This window comes from Streptomyces sp. NPDC022910 (genome assembly GCF_055561075.1).
Window position 1 is genome coordinate 74,797 of record NZ_JBVHHL010000026.1, and the last position, 18,112, is coordinate 92,908.

General features: G+C 70.1%; 19 protein-coding genes. 9 read left to right on the forward strand and 10 right to left on the reverse strand.

The genetic code is table 11. The features are described from left to right. Positions 1-19 precede the first annotated feature (19 nt). Genes ACZ3TS_RS24115 through ACZ3TS_RS24135 form a run of 5 tightly spaced genes read right to left on the reverse strand, consistent with a single transcriptional unit; the run spans position 20 to position 4,491 of the window. On the reverse strand, positions 20-685 hold the full coding sequence (locus tag ACZ3TS_RS24115; protein WP_467621324.1) for an ABC transporter: 666 nt from the start codon (positions 683-685) through the stop codon (positions 20-22). Beyond that, on the reverse strand, positions 673-2,220 hold the full coding sequence (locus ACZ3TS_RS24120) for an ABC transporter permease (protein WP_467621327.1): 1,548 nt from the start codon (positions 2,218-2,220) through the stop codon (positions 673-675). Before ACZ3TS_RS24120 ends, ACZ3TS_RS24115 begins: the two co-directional genes overlap by 13 nt. Then, positions 2,217-3,086 carry an ABC transporter ATP-binding protein gene (locus tag ACZ3TS_RS24125; RefSeq protein WP_467621330.1) on the reverse strand — a complete coding sequence of 290 codons (870 nt, stop codon included), beginning with the start codon at positions 3,084-3,086 and terminating at the stop codon, positions 2,217-2,219. The genes ACZ3TS_RS24120 and ACZ3TS_RS24125 overlap by 4 nt, the downstream gene beginning before the upstream one ends. Beyond that, a complete protein-coding gene (locus tag ACZ3TS_RS24130; RefSeq protein ID WP_467621333.1) occupies positions 3,083-3,955 on the reverse strand; it encodes a zf-HC2 domain-containing protein in 873 nt (290 codons plus the stop codon). The genes ACZ3TS_RS24125 and ACZ3TS_RS24130 overlap by 4 nt, the downstream gene beginning before the upstream one ends. Further along, the gene (locus ACZ3TS_RS24135; protein WP_467621335.1) at positions 3,952-4,491 is read right to left on the reverse strand and encodes an RNA polymerase sigma factor; all 540 of its coding nucleotides are present in this window, start codon (positions 4,489-4,491) and stop codon (positions 3,952-3,954) included. The genes ACZ3TS_RS24130 and ACZ3TS_RS24135 overlap by 4 nt, the downstream gene beginning before the upstream one ends. A 228-nt stretch (positions 4,492-4,719) precedes the next feature. On the opposite strand from ACZ3TS_RS24135, the gene ACZ3TS_RS24140 reads away from it, so the two are divergent. From ACZ3TS_RS24140 to pstB, 7 genes are all read left to right on the forward strand, one after another. Then, complete coding sequence (locus ACZ3TS_RS24140; RefSeq protein WP_467621338.1) at positions 4,720-7,131, forward strand: RNA degradosome polyphosphate kinase; 2,412 nt, start codon at positions 4,720-4,722, stop codon at positions 7,129-7,131. Continuing rightward, positions 7,112-8,212: a CHAD domain-containing protein gene (locus ACZ3TS_RS24145; RefSeq protein WP_467621341.1), complete on the forward strand. Its 1,101-nt coding sequence runs from the start codon at positions 7,112-7,114 to the stop codon at positions 8,210-8,212. Before ACZ3TS_RS24140 ends, ACZ3TS_RS24145 begins: the two co-directional genes overlap by 20 nt. A gap of 100 nt (positions 8,213-8,312) precedes the next feature. After that, entirely contained in the window at positions 8,313-8,729 is a 417-nt protein-coding gene (locus ACZ3TS_RS24150; protein WP_467621344.1) for an NUDIX hydrolase, read from the forward strand. A 550-nt stretch (positions 8,730-9,279) separates the two neighbouring features. Further along, positions 9,280-10,416 carry a phosphate ABC transporter substrate-binding protein PstS gene (gene pstS, locus ACZ3TS_RS24155; protein ID WP_467621347.1) on the forward strand — a complete coding sequence of 379 codons (1,137 nt, stop codon included), beginning with the start codon at positions 9,280-9,282 and terminating at the stop codon, positions 10,414-10,416. A 104-nt stretch (positions 10,417-10,520) separates the two neighbouring features. Continuing rightward, positions 10,521-11,528: a phosphate ABC transporter permease subunit PstC gene (gene pstC, locus ACZ3TS_RS24160; RefSeq protein WP_467621350.1), complete on the forward strand. Its 1,008-nt coding sequence runs from the start codon at positions 10,521-10,523 to the stop codon at positions 11,526-11,528. After that, on the forward strand, positions 11,525-12,586 hold the full coding sequence (pstA, locus tag ACZ3TS_RS24165; RefSeq protein ID WP_467621354.1) for a phosphate ABC transporter permease PstA: 1,062 nt from the start codon (positions 11,525-11,527) through the stop codon (positions 12,584-12,586). Before pstC ends, pstA begins: the two co-directional genes overlap by 4 nt. A 38-nt stretch (positions 12,587-12,624) precedes the next feature. Next, a complete protein-coding gene (gene pstB / locus ACZ3TS_RS24170; protein WP_467621357.1) occupies positions 12,625-13,401 on the forward strand; it encodes a phosphate ABC transporter ATP-binding protein PstB in 777 nt (258 codons plus the stop codon). 103 nt (positions 13,402-13,504) lie between these two features. Here the strand turns inward: pstB and ACZ3TS_RS24175 are convergent, their stop codons facing one another. The 3 genes from ACZ3TS_RS24175 to ACZ3TS_RS24185 form a co-directional block, all read right to left on the reverse strand. Further along, on the reverse strand, positions 13,505-13,705 hold the full coding sequence (locus ACZ3TS_RS24175) for a DUF5988 family protein (protein ID WP_467621359.1): 201 nt from the start codon (positions 13,703-13,705) through the stop codon (positions 13,505-13,507). Positions 13,706-14,242: 537 nt separating this feature from the next. Then, positions 14,243-15,241: an inorganic phosphate transporter gene (locus ACZ3TS_RS24180; RefSeq protein WP_467621362.1), complete on the reverse strand. Its 999-nt coding sequence runs from the start codon at positions 15,239-15,241 to the stop codon at positions 14,243-14,245. Between the two features lie 7 nt (positions 15,242-15,248). Beyond that, a complete protein-coding gene (locus ACZ3TS_RS24185) occupies positions 15,249-15,869 on the reverse strand; it encodes a DUF47 domain-containing protein (RefSeq protein ID WP_467621365.1) in 621 nt (206 codons plus the stop codon). Positions 15,870-16,162: 293 nt separating this feature from the next. Between ACZ3TS_RS24185 and ACZ3TS_RS24190 the strand changes: the two genes are divergently transcribed. Beyond that, positions 16,163-16,516, forward strand: a complete 354-nt coding sequence (locus tag ACZ3TS_RS24190; RefSeq protein WP_467621408.1) for a metal-sensitive transcriptional regulator — start codon at positions 16,163-16,165, stop codon at positions 16,514-16,516. A gap of 54 nt (positions 16,517-16,570) precedes the next feature. On the opposite strand, the gene ACZ3TS_RS24195 is transcribed toward ACZ3TS_RS24190, so the two are convergent. Both ACZ3TS_RS24195 and ACZ3TS_RS24200 read right to left on the reverse strand, forming a co-directional pair. Beyond that, entirely contained in the window at positions 16,571-16,747 is a 177-nt protein-coding gene (locus ACZ3TS_RS24195) for a hypothetical protein (RefSeq protein WP_467621367.1), read from the reverse strand. 117 nt (positions 16,748-16,864) lie between these two features. Next, the gene (locus ACZ3TS_RS24200) at positions 16,865-17,707 is read right to left on the reverse strand and encodes an SCO4651 family lipoprotein (protein WP_467621370.1); all 843 of its coding nucleotides are present in this window, start codon (positions 17,705-17,707) and stop codon (positions 16,865-16,867) included. 121 nt (positions 17,708-17,828) lie between these two features. Here ACZ3TS_RS24200 and ACZ3TS_RS24205 point away from each other — a divergent pair, with 121 nt between their 5' ends. Next, the gene (locus tag ACZ3TS_RS24205) at positions 17,829-18,047 is read left to right on the forward strand and encodes a hypothetical protein (RefSeq protein ID WP_467621372.1); all 219 of its coding nucleotides are present in this window, start codon (positions 17,829-17,831) and stop codon (positions 18,045-18,047) included. The last annotated feature ends 65 nt before the right edge of the window (positions 18,048-18,112 follow it).

An 18,112-nucleotide genomic window follows, 5' to 3' on the forward strand; every position in this document is an offset into this window, starting at 1 on the left:
CCTCGGCCGACCGGCAGCGTCAGCGGTAGGCCCGGACCAGCGCCGGACACCGGCGTATCGGCTCGGGCAGAAGCGCCGCGCCGAGCGGCAGGGTGAGCAGCAGAAGCGCCGCCCACCGCTGATGGGCCGCTGCCCAGCCGGGCGCGTCCACCCCGACGAACAGGGCCCATCGCTCGGGCAGCAGCACCGTGAGTACCGTGCCCACCAGGAGCGTCATCGCCACGCCCGCTCCCGGCTGCGGCTCGTCGCTGAACCGCACGGCTGCCACCGCACCGGTGAGCGCCAGGGCCGCGAGCGCCGCCGCCTCCAGGGTCACCTCCCCGGCCGGGGGCCGTATCTCCCCCGGGACAAGGAGCAGAGCCGCCGTCCAGGCCAGAGCGGCGAGCGGGGCGGCGAGCGCCAGCCGCAGTCCCGTCCGCACCGCCCGTCGGACCGGCACCGCCGCGGTGATCCCCCGTGCCGGGTCGTCCAGCAGGAACGCCAGGCCCAGGGCGAAGGCGACCGCGGCGGACCTCAGAAGAACGAGGACGAACGCGGTGTCGAACCCGCCGGGCGTCAGCCGAGTGACCCCGGCGAGAGCCAGGCCCAGCCCGCACGCCACCTCGAGGATCCGCCAGGGAAGGGTGCGCCACACCGGCGGAAGAAGGGCACGCACCCCCGCGTACCTCTCTGCTACTCCTGGCACGACTTCCCCTTGTCGGCACCCTTCGCCGACTGCACCCCGAGCAGCTCCGCAGCCCGCGCCACCGACGTCTTCGGGGACGTCAGCTCCGTCCAGTGGGCCTTCACCCTGGCCGTGACGCTGTAGTGCGGGCGCTTCAGCAGTTCCCGAACGATCCGGGTCTGCTCGGCACTCATGGAGAGCGGTTCCGTGGGGGTCAGGGAGACGGCGGAGCCACTGATGCTGTCGTCCACCCGGACGTCGCGGAACGCGGTCATCGGGTGGTCCTGCGCGGCCAGCGCCAGCCACGTCACGGTCACCACACGGGCGTCGCACATACCGGATACCGCCTGCTCGTCACCGGCGACGAGGACCGACGCGACTCCGACGGCGAACTCGGGAACGCGGTTGCCGCCCCAGCGCGTACCGACCGTGACCTCGCCCGGTGTGTGCAGGGGCTCGATGGCGGAGTCGCTGTCCAGGTCATAGAGAACCGGTATCCGCTGCCGGATCGTCAGCCGCGCCCCTTCGGCACCGCCGCCCGCAAGATCCAGGACCCGATCGACCACCCGCGCCCAGTCGTCCCGCCAGGCGGTCCACTCAGGGAAGGAGCAGTAGGTCGATCGGCCGTGCGTCGCACAGGACTGGAACGTGTCCGGCGTACGGCTGAGCTTCGCGCGGGCCGCGGTCAGGGCTGCCTCATGGCTCGGGGACTGTCCGGCGATCCCCGCGACGGTGGCGCCGAGCGCGACCACCGTCAGCGCCTTCAGCATCCGTGTCCGCCCCCTGCTCAACAGGACAGCCACACACAGCAGCAGTGCGGTGAGGCCCGCCAGATACAGGGCATGCCAGGCGGCCGGGCGGCCCAGGGCGTCAGAGGGGATCGGCGGAGCGCCGTCCTCGGAGACGACCGGGTGCAGCCAGTTCAACCAGTGCACCCGCCCTCCTGTGACAGCTGAGGTGACCATGAGCGTGGCGAACCCCACGACCACGAAGAGCGGACCGCCGGCCACACTGGGGTACAGCCGCGCGATGAGCACCCCCAGGACTCCGGACAGGAGCACCACAAGGGGCCCCACCGCCAGCTCGGCCATCGATCCGTGGCCGACCGCGCCCGGCCTCAGCGCCGCCCAGCCGAACTCGACGGCGGCGACCAGTGCGGTGACCGCCGCGAACGGCACCACGGACAGCACGTGCGCCACCGTACGCCGCCAGGGCTCTATGACCAGGACGTCGAAGTGCCGGTCCGTGCCGTGGCGCCGAGAGCGCAGCGCGGCGACGTTCACACACATGAGGACGGCGATACCGAGGAACAGAGTGCCGGACTGGGTGGCACGGTCCGTGTCCTGAAGGATCGGGAAGTCGTCCATGCCGCCACGGGAGAAGAACAACGTCCAGACAGTGGCGCCTATGTAGAGCGTGAAGAACACGAACACCGGGATCGTCAGCAGCAGTTCTCGGGCCTCGAAGCGGGCGAGGGCGAGAACGGCGGAGGCCGAGTGGCGGCCTGTCCGCACGGGAGCGGGGACCACCGGGGCCTTGTCGATGACCGTGCTCATACGGACGCCACCTCCGCGGGCTCTCCGTCCAGGACGAGCAAGTAGCCGTCCTCCAGTGTGGGTTCGAGGAGGTCGGCGCCCTCCGGCGGGTCGCCGACGTTGCGGAACGTGCCCAGGCCGGTGCGCCAGCCGGCGCGGGCGGCCGGGTCGCGTTCCGTACTGCTCCAGACTCGGCCCGCCGCCCTTGCCGTCAGCTCGGCCGGGGTGCCCTCGAAACGGACGCCGCCACGGGCCATGACGATCACACGGTGGCAGAGCATGGCCACGTCCTCGGTCTGATGGGTGGACAGCAGCACTGTCCGGCCCTCGCCCGCCTCGGAGATCAACTCCCGGAACCGCATGCGCTGTTCGGGATCGAGGCCGACGGTCGGTTCGTCGAGCAGCAGCAGACCCGGGTCGCCGACGAGTGCCGCGGCGAGGGCGACGCGCTGGCGCATACCGCCGGAGAGCCGCTTGATGCGCTTGCCGCGCACATCGGAAAGGTCGACGGCCTCGAGCACGCGCCGCACCTCGAGGTGGCGGGCCGCACGGTCCGTGAGCTCCTTGAGGATCGCCACATAGTCGACGAACGCGAAGGCCGTGAACTCCGGGTGGAAACCCGGAGTCTGCGGCAGATATCCCAGTCGGCGCCGCACCTCCTGGCGTCCCGTGGCCGTGCCCGGATCGTGGCCCAGGACGGTGAAGGCGCCCCGGTCGGCGGGCAGCGCGGTGGCGAGCACCCGCAGCAAAGTCGTCTTGCCCGCGCCGTTGGGCCCGAGCAGGCCGGTGACGCCCTCGCTGAGGCGGAGGGAGACGTCGTCCAGAGCGGCCATGCCGCCGTAGCGCAAGGTCAGGCCGGAGGCCGAGACGGTGGGGGCGGTGGTCATGAGGTGCTCCTGTGGGCGAAGTCGGTGAAGAAGGAGGGCGCCTGAGAGGCGTCGAACCTGTCGCGCAGACGGTGCAGCAGGGCGGCTGCGCCCGCGGCGAGCAACGCCGCCACGCCCTGGCCCAAGCCCGTGAACGGGGCGGGGGTCCCGTGGGTGGTCGCCTGGGTCACCACCAGCAGGGCGACCCAGCCGCCGCTGACCAGGGCCGGGGCGAGGACCGGTCCCAGCCGGGCGGTCAGCGCGAGCCCCATGGCGGTCAGCGCGAGGGCGGGCAGCAGCCAGGCCAGGGCCCGCAGTCCGTAGCCGGGGAGGGCCAGCGTCGCCAGGCCGTTCAGCCCCAGGCCGGCGACGAGCACCGCGACCGTCCGGATCATCAGCAGGCGGAAGCCGTGCAGCGGGGCGACGACCGTCAGCTCGTACGTGCGGTCGAGGGCCGGGCCGTACGACAGTGCGACGCCTCCCAGCGGCAGCAGCGGGGCCAGGGCGAGGAAGAGCGCGGGCGAATCCTGCGTGTACACGCTGGCCACGGTCATGGCCAGGACCAGCAGGACCGCGCCCAGCCAGGAGGCGCGCAGCACGGGTGTCGCGGCGAGCAGCCGCGCGGTGTGATCGGCGACGCCGAGCCGCGTCAGCAGTCCCTCGAAGACGCCGGGCCTCGGGGCGTCCAGCTCGGCGTCGAGCCGCTCCCAGCCGATGTCCAGGACGAGCGGATCGCCGTCCTCGGCCAGTGCCTCGCGACAGGCCGCGCATGCGATCAGGTGCGTGTCGACGGACCACAGCCGGGGGGTCTCGAGCTCGCCGCGCGCATAGGCGCGAAGGTCGTCGGCGTCCGCGTGCCATCCGGCGCCGTCGTGCTTCTCGTCCCTCATGCCAGCTCCTCCCGCAACCGCTTCCGTGCGCGCTGCGCGCGCGTCTTGACCGTGCCGGGGGGAATGCCGAGCAGGACGGCCGCCTCCCTGGTCGTCAGTCCGTCGATCACCGTCGCCTGGAGGACGGCCCGCAGCTCGGGCGAGAGCCTGGTCAGGGCACCAGCCAGGTCGCCGTGCTCCACTCCTGCCAGGACCCGCTCCTCCGCGGACGCCTCGTGGCGGTGCCGCAGCCGGGCCAGCGTCTGGCGCAGCCGGCCGCGCGCGCCGTCGCCGCGCAGCGCGTCCACCAGCCGTCGGGCCCCGACGCGCCAGAGCCAGCCGGCCACGTCGCCGTCCTCGTGATAGCGCGCGGTGCCGCGCCAGACCGCCAGGAACGTCTCCTGCACCACGTCGTCCACGACTCCCGGGTCGGCGCACCGACCGCGCAGCCGTGCCGTGAGCCACGGCGCATACCGCCGGTACAGCTCCTCGAAGGCGCGACGGTCCCCGTCTGCCGCGGCACGCAGCAGCTCCCCGTCACTTCTCGTTTCCCTCACGCCCCTTCATCGGACGAGCTCCCGCGACCGGTTCACGTTTCCGAGAAGAATTTCAGCGGGCTCGGCGGCCCGCCCGTACGGCGACCCGGACCCGGACGGCACACGCTTCCCTTCCAGCCCCCTCGTACGCCACGGCGCCGCCTGTAGACGTCCGCGAGCCCCTCCCCGCTATCCCGCACGTCATGTCGCCGTAACCATTGATTCAGACGAGCTTGCGACGCTCAGCCAATGAACGCCGCCGTGCCAGAGCCCTCACCGCCCCCGCACAACGGGGCCGGTGCGGAACGCGGGCGTCCCTTCGCCCTGCCGCCCGGGCCCTCCGACGCGCCCGTCACCCGGTCGGCGCGGAAGAATGGGTTTATGAGCCAGCAAAACGCCCAGGCACCGGCCCACCCGTCCCCCGCCACCCCTCAGGATGGAGGGCCCTCGGGTCGCGCGAACATGCAGAACCAGCAACCCTCCGTGGGGTCCATCGCCGCGCACCGCCCGCACACCGTGGCCGCGACGGTTTCCGAGCTGGAACCGGACATCGACGCCGATCTCTCCTCGTACGAGGTGGCCGAGGGCGCCCAGCTGCCGCAGGGCCGCTTCCTCGACCGGGAGCGCAGCTGGCTCCAGTTCAACGAGCGTGTGCTCGAACTGGCCGAGGACCCGAACACGCCCCTCCTCGAGCGCGCGAAATTCCTGGCGATCTTCGCCAGCAACCTGGACGAGTTCTTCATGGTCCGGGTGGCGGGTCTGAAGCGTCGTATCGCCACCGGTGTCGCCACCCGGTCGGCATCCGGTCTCCAGCCCCGCGAGGTACTGGAGATGATCTGGGCCCGCTCCCGAGAGCTCATGGCCCGGCACGCGGCGTGCTTCCACGAGGACGTCGCCCCGGCGCTCGCGGAGGAGGGCATCCATCTCGTCCGCTGGAGCGAGCTGACGGAGAAGGAGCAGGCACGCCTCTTCACGCTCTTCCGCCACCAGATCTTCCCGGTCCTCACCCCGCTGGCCGTGGACCCCGCGCACCCCTTCCCGTACATCTCGGGACTCTCGCTCAACCTCGCGGTCGTCGTGCGCAACCCGGTCTCCGGCCACCGCCACTTCGCGCGGGTCAAGGTCCCCCCGCTGCTCTCCCGCTTCCTGGAGGCCTCCGCGCAACGGTACGTCCCCATCGAGGACGTGATCGCAGCGCACCTGGAGGAGCTGTTCCCGGGCATGGAGGTCCTGGAGCACCACACCTTCCGGATAACGCGCAACGAGGACCTCGAGGTGGAGGAGGACGACGCCGAGAACCTGCTCCAGGCCCTGGAGAAGGAACTCATGCGGCGCCGCTTCGGGCCCCCGGTGCGTCTGGAGGTCGAGGAGTCCATCGACCGGTACGTCCTCGATCTCCTCGTCCGCGAGCTGAAGATCTCCGAGGCCGAGGTGTACCCGCTGCCCGGGCCCCTGGACCTCACGGGCCTCTTCGGCATCGCCAACCTCGACCGGCCCGAGCTGAAGTACCCGAAGTTCGTCGCGGGCACCCACCGCGACCTCTCGGAGGTCGAGTCGGCGTCCGCGCCCGACATCTTCGCGGCGCTGCGGGAGCGGGACGTCCTGCTCCACCACCCGTACGACAGCTTCTCCACCTCCGTGCAGGCGTTCCTGGAGCAGGCGGCCGGCGACCCGGACGTGCTCGCCATCAAGCAGACGCTGTACCGCACGTCGGAGACCTCCCCGATCGTCGACGCGCTCATCGACGCGGCCGAGTCCGGCAAGCAGGTCCTCGTGCTGGTCGAGATCAAGGCCCGCTTCGACGAGCAGGCCAACATCAAGTGGGCCCGCAAGCTGGAGGAGGCGGGCTGCCATGTCGTGTACGGGCTCGTCGGCCTCAAGACGCACTGCAAGCTGTCGCTCGTCGTACGGCAGGAAGGCGAAACGCTCCGCCGCTACAGCCACGTCGGCACGGGCAACTACCACCCGAAGACCGCGCGTCTGTATGAGGACCTGGGGCTGCTGACTGCGGACCAGCAGGTCGGCGCCGACCTGTCCGACCTCTTCAACAGGCTCTCGGGCTACTCGCGCCGCGAGACCTACCGCCGGCTGCTGGTCGCCCCCAAGTCCCTGCGCGACGGCCTGATCTCGCGGATCGACAAGGAGATCCAACACCACCGGGCCGGCCGGCCCGCGTGCGTCCGCATCAAGGTCAACTCGATGGTGGACGAAGCGGTCATCGACGCCCTCTATCGGGCGTCGCAGGCCGGCGTCCCGGTCGACGTGTGGGTGCGCGGCATCTGTGCGGTGCGCCCCGGTGTCACCGGCCTGTCCGAGAACATACGCGTACGGTCCATTCTCGGCCGCTTCCTCGAACACTCCCGTGTCTTCGTCTTCGGCAACGGCGGCGAGCCCGAGGTGTGGATCGGCAGCGCCGACATGATGCACCGCAACCTCGACCGCCGCATCGAGGCACTGGTCAGGGTCACCGACCCGGCGCACCGGGCGGCCCTCAACCGGCTCCTGGAGACGGGAATGTCCGACACCACCTCCTCCTGGCACCTGGGTCCGGACGGTGAGTGGACCCGGCACGCGACCGACGAGGACGGCCAACCCCTGCGGAACATCCAGGAGATGCTCATAGACGCCCGGAGGCGCCGGCGTGGCACAGCAACACCTTGAACCCCCGACCGACCCCACGGCCGGGCCTGTGTCCGGGGACGCCCTCGCGGGCTACCTGCGGGCCCAGGCCACGGAGTTCCTGCGCTCGCTGCGGCAGCACCGGGAGACCGGTGCCGCCGGGGGTACCCCCGCGCGCGCGGAGGCGAGACCGGGGGAAGGCGGAACGGAGGACTCCGGCGACGCGGCGCTCGCACTGCGCCGCTCGGCCCGCCACATCAGCGGAACGCTCCACACCTTCCGCCCCCTCCTGGACGCCGACTGGTCGGAGGCGATGCGTCCCGAACTCGCCTGGCTGTCGGGGACGCTGGCCCGCGAGCACGCGTACGCGGCCCGGCTCGAACGGCTGCTCCTCGCACTGCACCGGCTGTCCGGCTCGTCGGTCTTCCCGGCGCAGGCGGGGGGCGCCGCGGAACCCACGGGAACCGGCCCGCGCACCCAGCCCGCCGTCCCGGAGCGCGGCAACCTGACCGTCGGCGCGGCGAAGGCAGGCGCCCTGCTGGAGCGTCAGCTGACCCTGGCCCGGACGCGGGCCCACTCCGCGGCCCTGCAGGCCCTCGGGTCGAGCCGCTTCCACGCGGTGGCGGACAGCGTCGCGGTGCTCGCCAGCGAGGTACCGCTGTCCCCCGCTGCGGCGACCGCCGACCTGCGCCCGCTGGCCGCGGCGGCCGAGGAACGCCTGTGCGACGCGGTGGCCACGCTGCCGCTGGTCGTCGCGGGCCACCCGTACAACGCAGAGGCCCTGATCCACGGCCTGTCCCCGGACCCGGCCCCGCACCCGCAGGACGGCCCCTGGCACCAGGTCCGGCTGCTGCTGCGGCTGCACCGCTACGCCCGTGAGGTGCTGCACGGCAAGGACGCCGCCGTCGACGTACGGCTCCTGGCCGCGGGCCAGGCCCTGAACCGGCACCGGGACGCCTCGGAGGCCGCGGCCGCGGCGGCCGCGGCGGCGCGCACCCCGCGCATCGCCCCGGCGACGGCCTACGCACTGGGCGTGCTGCACGCCGATCAGCGCCACGAGGTGGAGGCCGCACGCTTCGCCTTCCAGCAGTCGTGGCAGAAGCAGACGGTGGGGACTCCGTAGAGACATCCGCACCCGCGGGCTCCCCTGCGACAGGCACTCGTACGACGGCACCGCGCGCCCCGGGCGCGCCGCAGGCACGAGGAAGGAGCCGGAGCATCCGATGACCGACGACGACATGATCCGAGCGGCGGGCTGTGTCCTGTGGCGCCGCTCCCCCGTCGACGGCGAACTGCAGATCTGTCTGGTCCACCGGCCGAAGTACGACGACTGGTCCCACCCGAAGGGCAAGCTCAAACGCGGGGAGGACCCGCTCGCGGGTGCGCTGCGGGAGGTGCGGGAGGAGACGGGGTATGCCGCGGCGCCCGGCGCACGCCTGCCCACCGTCCACTACGAGGCGAACGGTCGCCCCAAGCAGGTCCACTACTGGGCGGCCGAGGCGACGAGCGGCTTCTTCACCCCGAACCGCGAGGTCGACCGCATCCTCTGGCTCGCCCCGGCCGCGGCCAGGAACCGCCTGACCCAGCCGCGCGACCGCGACCTGGTCGACGCGCTCCTGAACGCGCTGAACCCGACGTAGTCGGCATCCGAGGGGCCGCCCCGCATCCGGAGCCGGCCCCCCTGTCTGTCCGCCGGCCCTTCTGTACACAATCCCGCCGTCCGTCGGCCCTCGAATGCCCGCCGACGCCCGGTTCTCGGGTGACGATGCATGCGCGGCTTCACACATCGGTCGGCACGTACGCGTTCGCTGTGCCCTCCATGTTCACCGTGCCGCCCAGAGACGGTGCCATGCTCACCAGGGCCGGTGGCCCCTGGGTGGACCCGCGAAGCGGGGCGGAACGCTGGGCTCCGTTCCAACATGAGCGGGCCGGGTCGGTTGCGTAGGGTTACGAGCGTCGTGGGTGCCGCCCGGGACCACCCCGTGTCCTCGATGTAAGCGTTCCGTGACCTAACCGCACCGACCACAGGGGTTCACCCCTCGTTCACTTACGGCCATAAGCGGCTTCACCTGATCTGCCTAATTTCGGCCTTACCTGATGGCGGGCGCGACCCTGGAGTACGCGTCCACATCACCCACACTTCGCACGCCGCCGATCAGGACGGCGGCTCCTCGGAAGGAACTCCCGAAAGTGAAGCTTCAGCGCATGAACCGGCGGGCCCTCACCCTCGGTGCTCTCGCGGTCTCCGGCGCCCTGGCCCTCACGGCGTGCGGCTCCGACGACACGGGCGGCAAGAACGGCGGCAGCAGCGCCTCGTCGTCGTCGACCACGAACGCCAGCTCCATCAAGTGCGACGACGCCAAGGGCCAGCTGCTCGCCGACGGCTCCTCCGCGCAGAAGAACGCGATCGACGCGTGGGTCGCGCAGTTCAGCCAGGCCTGTGGCGTGCAGATCAACTACAAGGCCAGCGGTTCCGGTGCCGGTGTGACCTCGTTCACCCAGGGGCAGCTCGCCTTCGCCGGCTCCGACTCCGCGCTGAAGCCGGAAGAGGTCACGGCCTCCAAGAAGGTCTGCACCGGTGGCGGCCAGGGCATCGACCTGCCGATGGTCGGCGGCCCGATCGCCCTCGGCTACAACCTCCCCGGCGTCGACAACCTGGTGCTGGACGCCAAGACCATCGCCGAGATCTTCAACAACCAGATCAAGACCTGGGACGCCCCGGCGATCAAGAAGCTGAACCCGAGCGCCAAGCTGCCCTCCACCAAGATCCAGGCCTTCCACCGCTCGGACGAGTCCGGCACCACGGACAACTTCACCAAGTACCTGAAGGCCGCGGCTCCGTCGGTCTGGGGCAAGTACGAGGGCGGCAAGGCCTGGGAGGCTCCGGGTGGCCAGTCCGCTCCGCAGTCCGCCGGTGTGGCCCAGCAGGTGAAGCAGACCGCCGGCGCGATCGGCTACTTCGAGCTGTCGTACGCCAAGGACATGTCCACGGTCAAGATCGACACGGGCGCCTCCGCCCCGGTCGAGGCCTCCGTCGACAACGCCACCAAGGCCATCGCGGACGCCCAGGTCGTCGGCACCGGCAAGGACCTGTCGCTGAAGCTGAACTACAACACCAAGGCCGACGGTGCCTACCCGATGGTCCTGGTCACCTACGAGATCGTCTGCGACAAGGGCAACAAGGCGGACACCCTGCCCGCCACCAAGGCATTCCTTCGCTACATCGCCAGCGAGGACGGTCAGAAGATCCTGTCCGAGAACAGCTACGCGCCGATCCCCGACGCGATCATCTCCAAGGTCCGCACCACCATCGAGGGCCTGAGCTGACCTGAGTGTGCGGTCCGGTCCCCCCGCGGGACCGGACCGCACCGTCCGGTGCACCGCCGCCAGGAGCCGCACCCTGCGTACGGCTCCGCAGACCGGAGAACCCGATGGACATATCTACACACAACACAGAAGCACCTCCCCCCATCCCCCAGCCGACCCCGGCCGAACAGAAGCGCGCGGCCCGTGGTGCCACCCGAGCCGGAGACCGGATCTTCCTCGGTCTCTCCCGAGGCTCGGGCATCCTGCTGCTGGTGATCATGGCCGCGATCGCGGTCTTCCTCACCTACCGTGCGTCTCTCGCCATCAGCAAGGACCACGGCAACTTCCTGACCACCTTCGAGTGGAACACCAACCTCAATCCGCCGGTCTTCGGTATCGCCGTACTGGCCTTCGGCACGGTGGTCTCCTCGGTCGTCGCCATGGTCATCGCGGTCCCGATCGCGGTCGCCATCGCGCTGTTCCTCACGCACTACGCCCCGCGCAAGATGTCCGGGCCCATCGCATACGTGATCGACCTGCTCGCCGCCGTGCCCTCCATCGTCTACGGCCTGTGGGGCGCGCTGGTCCTCGTACCGCAGTTGGACGGCCTCTTCAGCTGGCTGAACGACTACTTCGGCTGGACCGGCATCTTCTCCTGGGACGGCGGCGCCCCCCGCTCGATGCTCACCGTCGGCATCCTGCTCGCGATCATGATCCTGCCGATCATCACCAACGTGAGCCGCGAGGTCTTCCGCCAGGTCCCGCAGATGCAAGAGGAGGCGGCCCTGGCCCTCGGCGCCACGCGCTGGGAGGTCGTCCGCATGGCCGTGCTGCCCTTCGGCCGCTCCGGTGTGATCTCCGCCTCGATGCTCGGCCTCGGCCGCGCGCTCGGCGAGACGATGGCCGTGGCCACCGTGCTCTCCCCGGACTTCATCATCCACGCCAGCCTGCTCAACCCGGGCGGCGGCACCTTCGCCCAGAACATCGCCAGCAAGTTCAGCGAGGCGACGGAGGACGGCCGTGACGCGCTGATCGCCTCCGGTCTAGTCCTGTTCGTCATCACCCTGCTGGTCAACGGCGCGGCCCGGGCGATCATCGCCCGCCGCAAGGAGTACTCGGGGGCCAACGCATGAGCACCGCAGCCGCCGCCCACAAGCGCACCAGCACCCTGCGCGGCGCCAGCCTCCCCAAGTGGTCCCCCTGGGCCATCGCCGTCGGCTCGATCGCCGTAGCGAGCGCCATCGGCGCCGCCGCCGGGCTGACGAGCCACATCCAGTGGGGCCTGATCGCCGCCGTCCTCTTCCTCCTCGGCACGTACGGCATCGCCGCCCGCGTCGAGGGCCGTCGCCAGGCCAAGGACCGCATCGCGACCGCCCTGGTGTGGGTCGCCTTCCTGATCGCCGTCGTGCCCCTGGTCTCCCTCGTCTGGACGACCGTCCAGCGCGGCGTGAAGGTCCTCGACATCTACTTCCTGACCCATTCGATGGGCATCGTCGCCGACTCCCAGCCGGGCGGTGGCATCTACCACGCCATCCTCGGCAGCCTCGAGCAGGTCGGCCTCGCCACCGTGATCGGCGCGCCGATCGGTGTGCTCACCGCGATCTACCTCGTGGAGTACGGGCGCGGCCGGCTCGCGCAGGCCGTCACCTTCTTCGTCGACGTGATGACCGGTATCCCGTCCATCGTCGCCGGTCTGTTCATCCTCAGCCTGATGCTGATCTTCAAGATGGAGCCCTTCGGCTTCGCCGGTTCGCTGGCCCTGGCCATCCTGATGATGCCGGTCGTGGTCCGCTCCACGGAGGAGATGCTCAAGCTCGTCCCGAACGAGCTTCGCGAGGCCTCCCTGGCGCTGGGCGTGCCCAAGTGGCGCACGATCCTGAAGGTGGTCCTGCCGACCTCCATCGGCGGCATCACCACGGGGATCATGCTGGCGATCGCCCGCATCGCGGGCGAGACCGCGCCGGTGCTGCTGCTGGTGTTCGGCAACCGCTTCATCAACGCCAACCCCTTCGAGGGTGCACAGCAGTCGCTGCCGCTGTACATCTACCAGCAGTACGCGAACAGCGCGGGAGCCAACGCGGCGTACGACCGTGCCTGGGCGGCCTCGCTCACACTGATCGCCTTCGTGATGATCCTCAACCTGGCGGCCCGCGGCATCGCCCGCTGGAAGGCCCCGAAGACCGGTCGCTGACGCGGCCATCAGCGACTGATACTGGAAGTGAAGTAGTCATGGCCAAGCGAATCGACGTAAGCGGGCTCACCGCCTTCTACGGCTCCCACAAAGCGATCGAGGACATCTCGATGACGGTCGAGCCGCGATCGGTGACGGCGTTCATCGGTCCCTCCGGCTGCGGCAAGTCGACGTTCCTGCGGACGCTCAACCGCATGCACGAGGTCACGCCCGGCGGGCGTGTCGAGGGCAAGGTGCTCCTGGACGACGAGAACCTCTACGGCGCCGGTATCGACCCGGTCTCCGTCCGCCGTGAGGTGGGCATGGTCTTCCAGCGCCCGAACCCCTTCCCGACGATGTCGATCTTCGACAACGTGGCGGCGGGTCTGCGCCTGAACGGCAACTACAAGAAGTCGGAACTGAACGACATCGTCGAGAAGTCCCTCAAGGGCGCCAACCTCTGGAACGAGGTGAAGGACCGCCTGAACAAGCCGGGCTCCGGCCTGTCCGGTGGTCAGCAGCAGCGCCTGTGCATCGCCCGCGCGATCGCGGTCGAGCCGAACGTCCTGCTGATGGACGAGCCCTGCTCCGCCCTGGACCCGATCTCCACCCTTGCCATCGAGGACCTGATCGGCGAGCTGAAGGAGCGCTACACGATCGTCATCGTGACGCACAACATGCAGCAGGCGGCGCGAGTCTCGGACCGTACGGCGTTCTTCAACCTGGCGGCCGTGGGCCAGCCCGGGCGGCTGATCGAGATCGACGACACGGAGCGGATCTTCTCCAACCCGTCGGTCCAGGCGACCGAGGACTACATCTCGGGCCGCTTCGGCTGAGCCGACGGTCCGCCGAGGACCCCTCGCGGTGCTGCATGGCGGTGCCACCGTGAGGCCGAAGAGGGCCCGCCCCTGGCTCCCGGGGGCGGGCCCGTTCGCGTGGTCATTCGGCCACCTCTGTCCGCTCCCACCACTGGTAGACGTTCACCTGCCCCTCCTTGGTGTCCTCGTGGCGCGACGTGACCTTGTAATGCTCGTATCCACCACGGTGAGGAATCTTCAGCTCTTGTCCCGGAGGAACGACCGGCACGAGCTTGCCCGCCAGATCGTCCGGCCCGCCTTCGAGAAGTGCCTTGGTAGTCATAGCTCCAGTCTTCTCACCCCACCGACACCCGCATCTCGAACCGATCCCGCGCCACACGAACCGGGCAGGCACCGGACTCGAGGGTGTCGGCGGAACCGGCACAGGCGACCGCGGGTGGGCGGCAGGGACGGACCCCAGGGTGGGGCCGGAAGCCGGGGGCACAAGTCCCACGGCAGGGGGCCGAGGGCGAGAGCCGAGCGACTCGTAGCCCGGCCGGAAGCCGGGCGGAGCCCCGAGCAAGACGCCTTACAAGCAGAACCCCGCAGCGGAGGCCAGGGGCGAGAGCCGCGATCCAAAGGCCGAGGAAGCCTGGGAGCACCAGGGACGGGCGCGCCAGGGCCCGAGGAGACCCGCCGTCCAAGCAGGGTCCAGGACGCGGGGCCGTCCCGGGTCGGGTCCCTGGTAACCCGGAAGAGCGGCTCAGGGGACGCAGCCTCCGCCTGGAAGGGGCCGTGCCGCATCGACGGAGCCGGCGTCCGGGCACGCCTCACGATGCCGTGCAGAAACCTTCCCGTCGGCGGGCGGGCCGCCGGGCCGCTACAGGAACGTCAGGTTGATCAGCCAGAAGCCGCAGGCCGCCACGAGCGCCGCAGCCGGCATCGTGATGAACCAGCCCAGGACGATGTTCTTCGCGACGCCCCACCGCACGGCGTTCACCCGCTTCGTCGCGCCCACGCCCATGATCGCGGACGTGATCACGTGCGTCGTCGAGATCGGCGCCCTGAACAGGTACGCCGTCACGAACATGATCGAGGCACCGGTGGTCTCCGCCGCGAACCCCTGGGGCGGGTCCAGTTCGATGATCTTGCGGCCCAGCGTACGCATGATGCGCCAGCCACCCGCGTACGTCCCCAGCGACAGCATCGCCGCGGAAACGAGCTTCACCCACACCGGGATCGGATCCCCGTAATTCTCGACGTCGCCGATGACCAGTGCCATCACCACGACACCCATCGTCTTCTGCGCGTCCTGCAGACCGTGGCCGAGCGCCATACCGGCCGCCGACACCGTCTGCGCTATACGGAAACCCCGCTTGGCCTTGTGCGGATTGGACCGGCGGAAGATCCACATGATCGCCGTCATCACCAGGTAGCCGACGATCAGGCCCACCACAGGGGACAGGAACATGGGTGTGACGATCTTGTCCAGGACCCCGGACCAGTACACGGTCGTACCGCCCGCCAGCGCCGCACCCACGAGTCCGCCGAACAACGCGTGCGACGAGGACGACGGCAGGCCGAAGTACCAGGTGATCAGGTTCCAGACGATGGCCCCGATCAGCGCCGCGAACAGGATCCCCATCCCCTTGCCGCCCTGAGGCGTCTGGATCAGGCCCTCGCTGACCGTCTTCGCCACCCCGCTGCCCAGGAACGCGCCGGCGAGGTTCATCACCGCCGCCATCGCCAGCGCCGCCCGCGGGGTCAGCGCACGCGTCGACACCGATGTCGCGATGGCGTTCGCCGAGTCGTGGAAGCCGTTCGTATACGCGAAGAAGAGCGCGACCAGGATGGTCAGGATCAGAGCAAAGGTGTCCATGGACGCCTCAGGACTCCTTGACCGCGATGGTCTCCACGGTGTTGGCCACGTGCTCGAAGGCGTCCGCCGCCTCCTCCAGCACGTCCACGATCTGCTTGAGCTTGAGGACCTCGATCGCGTCGTACTTGCCGTTGAACAGATGGGCGAGCAGCTTCCGGTGGATCTGGTCCGCCTGGTTCTCCAGACGGTTCACCTCGATCCAGTACTCGGTGAGGTTCTCCATCGTGCGGAGGTTCGGCATCGCCTCCGCCGTGAGCTCCGCCGCCCGCGCCAGCACCTCGATCTGCTGCTCGACACCCTTCGGCAGTTCCTCGATGTTGTAGAGGACGACCAGGTCGACGGCCTCCTCCATGAAGTCCATGATGTCGTCGAGGGAGGACGCGAGGGAGTAGATGTCCTCGCGGTCGAACGGTGTGATGAAGGAGGAGTTCAGCTGGTGGAAGATCGCGTGCGTGGCATCGTCACCGGCGTGTTCCGCGGCCCGCATACGCTCTGCGATCTCGGCCCGGGCGGAGGCGTCCGCCCCGAGCAGTTCCATCAGGAGTTTCGAGCCGGTGACGATGTTGTCCGCGGATGCGGAGAACATGTCGTAGAAGCTCGTCTCCCTGGGGGTCAGACGAAAGCGCACGTGGGGTCCTCGGGATGCTTCGGTTGCGGTCAGGCTGATGCTAAGCGCATCATCCGGCCACGGCTAAGGGGCCGTCGTCCAGTGTCGCCCATCGAGCAGAGTGGTCGGCACGGGGGCGGTACGGGGGGCGGTACGAGGGCGGCCAAGGAACTGGCCAAGGGCCCTATACCCAGGGAAGTTCGTTACCATATACCCTCCAGGGGTATATGTCCGTATCGGAATCCGCGCAGTCCAAAGGCACGGACCGACTGTCCGGATTCGTATCCCCGGGCAACCGTCTACGGGAGGACGCGATGACGACCGAGGCCGGCGCGACGGTGCCCTCCGAGGGCACCGGGACCGTGGTGACCGATCACGACCGGGGCATCCACGGTTATCACAAGCAGAAGGACGAGCACCTCAAGCGGCTGCGCCGCATCGAGGGCCAGATCCGCGGTCTGCAGCGGATGGTCGACGAGGACGTCTACTGCATCGACATACTCACGCAGGTCTCCGCCTCCACGAAGGCCCTGCAGTCCTTTGCGCTCCAGCTCCTGGAGGAGCATCTGCGCCACTGCGTGGCCGACGCCGCGCTCAAGGGCGGATCGGAGATCGACGCGAAGGTGGAGGAGGCGACGAAGGCGATCGGCCGCCTCTTGCGTACATGACATCGGGGACGCCGCGCGGAAGGGGCCGGTGGGACGTCCACCGCGGCGCACGGCTCACCCGCCGGAGGCGTCCCTTTCCTCGGCCACCTTCAGCACCTCGTCGATGCTCTCAAGACTGAGCCGGTCCTCATGTGCGGCCGAGGCCGCGATGATCAGGTCGCCGCACAGCTCGATCTCGGCGAGGGCCACGTGGTCCTGAACTGCCGTACCGCCGACCGGAGCCACGTGCATCACCTCTTTCTGCCATCACCGGCTTCCTAGAGTAGGGAGCGGCCTACACGCCGCGCATGGCACGGACGGACCATTTCCAGCCCCTCAGCCGCGCCACTTCCCGGACCGCCTCCGGCGCTACTGCACCGCGATCTTCCCGGCGAAGATGTCCTTGGACGCCGGCAGCCGTACGTCGGCGGGGGTCCCGAAGTCGTACAGCAGAGTCGTCGAGGCCACCGCGACCGCGGTCTTCTGCCGACCGTTGACGAAGCTGAACCGGTGACGGACCTTCCGGATACGTCCCTGATCGTCGAGGTAGGCGTCGAACGGCACCTCGGCCGTGGCGAACCCTTTCGCCGCCGCCAGCAACGGCTCCTTGTTGTCGGCGGACGCGCTCCGCGCCGCGAGCCCGATGTCGGCGACCCCGCGGTAGTGCCGCACCAGGGTCCCCGCGACCTCGGTGCGCCCCACGTACGTCGCCTCCCGGACCCCGCGCAGCAACTCGGCCGCCGCGTACGGGTCGGTCGCGCCTCCGGTGACGAGGTTGCCGTCGGTGAGCGTGGTCGTGTCGACCCGCACCCACTTGTCGGGGGGCACGCCCGCTCCGCGGTTCTTCATGAACAGGGCGCCGGGGGCGAGCAGTTCGGTGATGGGGCGGTGCTCCTCGTCGCCGGCGGGATCCTGCGGCAGCGTCACCTTCAGGCGGCCGAGCCGGCCCCGGTAGTCGTAGACGCCCTCGCCGCGGATGGTGACCCGGGTGCCACCGGTGGCCATCTCCATCGACGTACGGGCCTTCGAGCTGCCCGCGCGCACCAGGGTCGCGGCGGCCTGCCGGAGCGCCTCGACGGCTTCCGTGCCGGAGCGCGCGCCCTCGGCGGCGGCCCCGCCGGTCGAACACCCGGTGAGCGAGGCGCCGCAGACCAGGAGTCCCACCGTCGCGACGACCGCCGCACCGACCCGACCGTGCTGCCGCACCACCATCGCCTGCCTACCCCCAGCCGGTCCGTCCCGGTGCCCTCCTGTCGTTCCGCTTAACGACGCGTAGGGGGAGCCGTCACGCGCGCCACACGGCAGAACACCTGCCCCGGGTAACCTTGTCGGCGTGGAGCAACAGGACACCCCCACAGGTCCGGAAGAGCACCGCACGACGACCGCTGAACAGGGTCGTTTCTGCGTGGCCCGGTGCAGCTGCGGCTGGCGGGGACCGGCGCGCAGAGCCCGCAGTCTGGCGAGGGCGGACGCCGAGGGGCACAGAGCCGTCCAGGACGGCCCGGCGATTCCGGCCGATGCGGCAACCGGCCCGGGGCATGGGCACACTTGACCCGCACCGGGCACTCCGGCGGCACGAGAGACCCACGCTGTAGCGATTCTGTGGCACTCCCCTGC